This is a genomic window from Saccharomonospora saliphila YIM 90502 (assembly GCF_000383795.1).
Lineage (GTDB): Bacteria > Actinomycetota > Actinomycetes > Mycobacteriales > Pseudonocardiaceae > Saccharomonospora > Saccharomonospora saliphila.
Genome location: NZ_KB912708.1, coordinates 1 through 1,396, shown reverse-complemented (window position 1 = coordinate 1,396; position 1,396 = coordinate 1). Strand labels below are relative to the sequence as shown.

Below are 1,396 nucleotides of genomic sequence, written 5' to 3'. Positions count from 1 at the left end.
GCGAGGCCTCCGCGCGCGCGGTGACGTAGCGCCCGTCCGGCGCGCGCAGCGCGACGCGGTCGACGCCCTCGCTGTGGATCACCTCCGCGCCGTCCGGCAGACGCTCGGCGAGTCCGTCGCGGACGGTCACGCGGTAGGGCAGCGCGCCCGAGTACCAGTCGGTGTAGAGCGTGTCGGCCAGCGGTCCGACCACCGCGACCGAGCCCAGTGTCGAGACCTCCCACGGCAGCGTTCCGGAGTCGTTCTTCAGCAGCACCACGGCCTGCGTGGCCGCCTCGCGGTTGATCGCGCGGTGCTCGGGGGTGTCGATGACCTCCGCACCGATCCCGCCGTAGGGGCCGCCGTCGGGATCGAATTCCCCGAGCCGGAACCGCAGGTCGAGAATGCGCCGCACGGCGGTATCCACGTCGGACTCCGCGAGCAGGCCCCTCTCCAGAGCCTCGCGCACGGCCGCGATGGTCGGCCCCGCGTCGGTGTCGTCGACGGTGAAGCTGTCCAGCCCGCACTTCAGCACAGCCGCGTCGGCCTCGGCCTGGGTGGCGTAGTAGTCCTGGTCGCCGGTGAGGTTGTTGGGGCCACCCGCGTCGGTGACGTTGCACAGCGTCCGCTCGGTCCAGGTGCGCACGACATCGTTGTAGTCGTGGTGCGCGGAGGCGGGGCGCCCGTTGATCAGGTTGTACGACGACATGACCCCGGTGGCGGCGCCGGCCTCGATCGCGGGACGGAAAGCGGCGAGGTAGTACTCGTGCCGCACGCGGGGCGGCAGCATCGACGAGGTCGTGTGCCGGTGGATTTCGTTGTTGTAGCCGAGGTAGTGCTTGAGCACCGGGGCCGCGCGCGGCCGGTCCGGGTCGTCGCCGACGATGCCGCCGCCGTAGGCGGTGGCGATCACGCCGGTGAGCAGCGGGTCCTCGGAGTAGCCTTCCTCGTTGCGGCCCCACCGCGGGTCGCGAAGGAGGTTGACCACCGGGGCCCACAGTTGCAGCCCCCACAGTCCCGGCCTGCGCGCGTGGAACCCGCGTGCCTCCGTGCCCACGACGGTACCGACCCTGCGCACCAGGTCCGGATTCCAGGTGCTGGCCAGGCCGACCGCTTGCGGGAAGACGGTGGAGGTGGCGGTGACGACGGCGCCGCCGTCGGTGCGGTCGGTCGACCACGCCACCCCGTGCAGTGCCTCGGTGCCCGTCTTGAACTCGGCGACGCCGAGCCGCTCGATCGCGGGCTGGTACTGGTGCAGCAGGGCGATCTTCTCGTCGAGGCGCAACCGTCGCAGCAGGTCTTCCACCCGCCGGGCGAAGGGGAGACCGGGGTCGCGGAACGGGGCCGTGGCCGCCGTTCGGGGCAGTGGCGCGGCCGCCGCCTGCGCGGGCAGTGCCGACAGGGCCACGGGCACGGC

The 1,396-nt window shown here is 72.7% G+C and carries 1 protein-coding gene; it reads right to left on the bottom strand.

The genetic code is table 11. The annotated features are described in order from the left end of the window. A partial coding sequence (locus SACSA_RS0117375; protein ID WP_232212988.1) for a glycoside hydrolase family 3 protein occupies window positions 1-1,393 on the bottom strand: 1,393 nt, incomplete at its 3' end. Window positions 1,394-1,396: the final 3 nt, after the last annotated feature.